At 61.1% G+C, this 4,799-nt stretch carries 4 protein-coding genes and 1 pseudogene; 2 read left to right on the top strand and 3 right to left on the bottom strand.

Translation table 11 applies throughout. The features are described from left to right. Positions 1-160, bottom strand: a pseudogene (locus YY7_RS61665) (IS110 family transposase); the annotation flags it as partial. A 479-nt stretch (positions 161-639) separates the two neighbouring features. Here YY7_RS61665 and YY7_RS61660 point away from each other — a divergent pair. Beyond that, positions 640-885, top strand: a complete 246-nt coding sequence (locus tag YY7_RS61660) for a hypothetical protein (RefSeq protein WP_155255692.1) — start codon at positions 640-642, stop codon at positions 883-885. 142 nt (positions 886-1,027) lie between these two features. Here the strand turns inward: YY7_RS61660 and YY7_RS0149455 are convergent, their stop codons facing one another. Further along, positions 1,028-2,710: a flavin-containing monooxygenase gene (locus YY7_RS0149455; protein ID WP_028169381.1), complete on the bottom strand. Its 1,683-nt coding sequence runs from the start codon at positions 2,708-2,710 to the stop codon at positions 1,028-1,030. 142 nt (positions 2,711-2,852) lie between these two features. After that, complete coding sequence (locus YY7_RS0149450) at positions 2,853-4,052, bottom strand: serine hydrolase domain-containing protein (RefSeq protein WP_028169380.1); 1,200 nt, start codon at positions 4,050-4,052, stop codon at positions 2,853-2,855. A gap of 552 nt (positions 4,053-4,604) precedes the next feature. Between YY7_RS0149450 and YY7_RS62830 the strand changes: the two genes are divergently transcribed. Continuing rightward, the coding region (locus tag YY7_RS62830) for a hypothetical protein (RefSeq protein WP_210164764.1) at positions 4,605-4,799 on the top strand (195 nt) is incomplete at its 3' end.

The following is a 4,799-nucleotide window of genomic DNA, read 5'->3' as shown; positions in this document are numbered from 1 at the left end:
CGACGCAAGCCTCCATCCCGATCAAGCACGGCGGCAGGTTGGCGAGCCGCGTTTCCACCTGGCCGCGTGACCACTTCTGTCGCAGCACGATGGCACCGCGGTGATCATGACCCACGCGGTGGAACGAGTTCTTGCCGATATCGATGCCGATCNCGGCGATCGCTGCGTTGAGCTTCTAAAGACATCGTGTGCTCCTTGTCTTGAGCGCCCCTTGCCAGCTTCTCGCACTGGCAGGGCCGGAGCACGGCCGGACCATTCCATTAGCGGCCATCAAACCATAGCCAGAAATTTTCGAACCCAGCCGATCCCGCTGGCGTTCGAAAATTGCTGGCCCCGCACAAATTCCGCACCTCGTGACATAAAACATTTGACGCTCTGAATTTTATCTGTGTTTAGATCATCACATTCGTAGCGGGTGAAATTGCCTACACTCCTGAGGACCGTAATGCGCAACGCACGCACACACATCGCGGAAATTGCCGCCCGCATCCGGCCACTTATTCGGCTGGCCGATTGGTCGTGCATGTCCGTGATGACGTGGCGCCGGAATTTTCAGCTCGATACAGGGCTGATCCGCAAAGCAAGCGTGTAACTCTCGGCGCAGGGCAGCTCCCTCCGCCGAACTGGCAGGAGGGCAAGATGAACGCCCGCAACGACGTCAAGAGACGATCTGACCGGAGTCTGGACGCGAGGCTTGTGCTGGCAGCGGCTCAACTGCAGTTGGCCGCGCGGGTCGATTTTCTCGTGGCTCGCTGGCTCGAGCGCTGCGCCGCAAACGCTGAGGCCGCACAACGGTTGTTCAAGACCGATCCGACGCCCACACGTGACTTCGGGATGGGCGCGAGCCCTGTCGTTTCATGTCCACGTTGGGATGAGTCTCCATGACGGCAGTCGGTGGGGTGGGGATACCATCAAGGTATGGGAGGCCGCCCGCATGGCAGCCTCCCTTACTCCATCGAGGGCTTCCCACGACTGCCATGCCGGAAGTGGCGATACTCAACGCCGCTCCCGGTCAGGGACTGTCAGGTTATTCGGCCGCGATCGGGTGCATGGCTCCGCTCTGGCCCTGGCTCGCGAACGCAAAGCCCTCGTAGCCCTTTTCGGCGACCTCGGCGCACTTCCTGCGATAGCCGCCGACGCCTTCCGGGCCGAGATACGGCAAGAAGCGGTGCGCCTTGCCGTCGATGTTGGCGCCCATGTACCAGGAATTGGCGGTGATCATGAGGGTTGAATTCACGACCTCCTCGACGTGAGCGGCCCACGCGTCCTGCGCCTGCGCTGTCGCCTCGATGGTCGAAAGCTTGTTCCTTCGCATGTGGGCGATGCATTCAGTGATCCACTCGACATGCTGCTCGATCGAGACCGGCATGTTCGACAGCACGGAGGGGCTTTGTGGGCCGGTGATTGTGAACAGGTTCGGGTAGCCGGCAATAGCCACCCCAAGATACGTCTGGGGGCCAGCCTGCCATTCCTGCGCCAGCATCCTGCCGCCGCGGCCCCTGATGCCAAGCTGCTTCAGCGGACCGGTCAACGCATCGAAGCCGGTGGCGATGACGATGATATCAAGCGGATACTCTTTGCCGCCCGCGCGAATGCCGGTCGGCGTGATTTCCTCGATCGGGCCGTCGATGGTCGCATCCACCAGCAGCACGTTCTTCTTATTGAACGTTTCGAAATAGTTGGTGTCCAGCGGCTGGCGTTTGGTGCCATACGGATAGTTCTTGGGCGTCAGCTTCTCGGCGACCACAGGATCGTTGACGGTCGACCGGATCTTGCGCTTGAGGTAGTCGGCGATGATATCGTTCGCTTCCTTGGAGAAAAACATATCCTGGTAGTTGGCCAGCCAGAACGCGAAGCCGCCGGCGTCCCACATCCTGTCGAACTCCTGCTCACGCTCCTCGGGCGTGGTATCGAGGACCCCCTTCGGCAGGAAATTCAGTTCGAATCCAAAGAACGAGTCCTTGATGCGCTGGCGGATCCCGTCGTAATCGGCCTTGCGTGCCTTGGTGATCTCAGGATCGACACGGCCGTTGCGCGCCGGCACGCAGAAGGCGGGCGTGCGCTGGAACACCGTCAAGTGCTTGGCCTGCTGCGCGATTTCCGGGATTGCCTGTACCGCAGTGGCGCCGGTGCCGATGACGCCAACGCGTTTGGCGGTGAAGTCGACGCCGTCATGCGGCCACTGGCTCGTGTGGTAGCACTTGCCCTTGAACGATTCCAAACCCTTGAACGGAGGCATGTTGGCGGTCGACAGTGCTCCGACCGCGGTAATGACAAAGCGGGTCGTCACCGTGTCGCCCTTATCAGTGCGCACTGTCCAAAGCCCGCTATCGTCATCGAAGACCACCTCGATGACGCGTTTGCCGAATTGAATGTCAGGTTTCAGGTCAAAGCGCTCGGCGCAATGCTCGAGATAGCGCAGAATCTCATCCTGCTCCGGATAGCGCTCGGACCAGTTCCACTCCTGCAGCAGGTTCTTGTCGAACGTGTAGCAATAGATGTAGCTGTCGGAATCGCAGCGCGCACCGGGATAGCGATTCCAGTACCAGGTGCCGCCAACCCCTTCGCCGGTCTCATACAGGGTGACGTTGAGGTCGAGCTTGTCGCGCAGCGAATGCAGCATGTACATGCCGGAGAAGCCTGCACCAATGATGACCGCGTCGAACTGGATCTTCGCGCTTGCTCCTGGCGAACTACCTTGCGCAAACATGATGTTCCTCCTGTTGTGAGCGCTCATTGTCGGCCCAGAGAAGTCTCTCTGTGCGCCGTCGTTTCGGTTGGGTTGTTGCGACGCCCGTCCGGCCAAAGGTCAGACCGGCATTGTCCGTGCTCGAAGGCCAGGTCGGCCGCCCTTACGCGGCCACGCGCACCTCGTCGCTCTGATAGGCGGCCGTCTCGAAGTTCACGTAGCCGACAAACGAAGTCGGATCTCCGAAGGGGAGGATCTGCGTCGCCCAATAGCCACCGATCCCGTTTTTGCGGTCGATCCAATAGAATGTGTTGGCGAGTCCGGCCCAACCAAGGGACCCGGCCGGCCTTCCTGTCGGCGCGTCCTCGTCGTTGAGCATGAAGGTGTAGCACCAGGACTTCTTCAGACCCGGGAAGAACTCGGCATCGTTCGACAGTGTTGCAATCACGCCAGGCAGCATGACCACGGTCTGGTCCGCCCTGAGGCCGTTGCGGACAGCGGCGGCGACCGTCTCCTGCTTGAGCACGCGGCCATTCGGCCCCGCCCCATCGTTCAGCCACATGCGGATGAACTTCATGTACTCGCCGATCGAGGCGTAGAGCCCGTGCCCGCCCATGTGGACTTCCGGATCAGGCGGCAGCTGCATGTCGGGAAGCGGGGTCAGCGACCCGTCGGTTCCGCGCTGGTGAATGACGGCGAGGCGCGACCGCATCGAGGGGGTCAGCGAGAAGGCGATGTCCTCCATCCCGAGCGGCGCAAAAATCCGCTCCTTCATGACTTCGCCGAGGCGCTTGCCGCGGATGCTCTCGACGATCTGGCCACACCAGTCAATGTTGCTGCCGTATTCCCATTTGTCGCCGGGATCGAACAGGAGCGGTGTCATCAGCGACGCCGTCGAGCAGGTGACGACGCTCGGCTGGCCCTGCTCCTGGGCTAGGCGGAAGTAGCTGGCGTTAAAGAAATCGTAGCCCAGGCCAGCCGTGTGCAGCATCAGCATGCGGGTGGTGATGTCGCGTTTCGGCGCCCGCAGCAGCGGTTTGCCGTCGGCGCCGAATCCGTCGAGCACTTCCAGCTTGCCGATGTCGGGAACGTAGGTTTTGGCCGGGGCGTCCAGGTCGAGCTTGCCCTCCTCGACGCATTGCAGGATGGCCGTGCCCGTGATCGCTTTGGTGGTCGAGAAGATGGCAAAGACGGTATCGGCCGTCATTGGCTGACCGCCGCCAAGCATACGCTCGCCTGCGGCGCCTTCGTAGATGTTGGTCGAGCGATCGGTGATCATTGCCACCACGCCGGGGACGCGGTCTTTGCCTGTCACGACAGTTTGCAAAACTCCGTCACAGGCGCTTTTCAAGTTGTTACCCATCGCGGTTCCTCCCGTTGAAATTCGTTCAATGTGATCCCGATCTTCTCGACGGGCCGCTAGCGGTCCCTAGAACAATGTCAACTGTCTTAGCGTGTGGAAGTCGCGCTCCAGTGCGCTTGTCCCAACGCCACTTGCGCGGACGAAAGTCGCGCCGCGACCATAGCAGCAATAGCAGTCGGATTTCTTGATCATCATCTCGCTCGAGGTCAGTTCGTGAAGGTTGACCGAGCGTCGGGAAGACTAGAACGAATTCTTCGATGCAGCTACATTTCTGGCATCGAGCGTACAGACGTTTTTGCCGAGGCAGGTCAGCGATGCTGACTGATGAAGTGTTCTCGGCGGCGCATCGGAAGACCATGACATTTTCGTCGAGTCAGGTGGCGGCGATCTTCCGCTTGTGTGAAGGGTTTCGGATGCCGGCCGCTTGAGGGAGGGCGCGGCGTATTCGGCGGCCGGCGTCCGAAAGCCTCAAGGGAGGAAACCGCGCGTGAGAAACGTAAGGCGGTGCGGCAGGCGTTATGGGGATTTGAGCGCCGCGGGCGAGCTCGTTGATTGAGATCGAGTCGGCCCAACGAGTTGCGCGACGGTGAAGTCGCTGACGAATGCGCGGCGGATGGCCTTGAACTCGACAAGTTGTCCGACGATTTGCGACGGCTGGTGGATATCTGGGCGCGCTCTGCGGTGGCCGGTCGAGGGCCAGCGAGCGCGGCGAGCGGATTTGCGGGATTGCGGCACGGTCAAGAGGTG

The sequence above is a fragment of the Bradyrhizobium elkanii WSM2783 genome (genome assembly GCF_000472865.1).
GTDB lineage: Bacteria > Pseudomonadota > Alphaproteobacteria > Rhizobiales > Xanthobacteraceae > Bradyrhizobium > Bradyrhizobium elkanii_A.
Note: the sequence above shows the minus strand (reverse complement) of the source record. Positions and strands in the feature narration are given on the sequence as shown.

Bases quoted from the DNA above. Each gene is read 5' to 3' on its own strand.
- YY7_RS0149450 (WP_028169380.1), bottom strand. From the start codon at position 4,052: ATGGGTAACAACTTGAAAAGCGCCTGTGACGGAGTTTTGCAAACTGTC.
- YY7_RS0149455 (WP_028169381.1), bottom strand. From the start codon at position 2,710: ATGTTTGCGCAAGGTAGTTCGCCAGGAGCAAGCGCGAAGATCCAGTTC.
- YY7_RS61660 (WP_155255692.1), top strand. From the start codon at position 640: ATGAACGCCCGCAACGACGTCAAGAGACGATCTGACCGGAGTCTGGAC.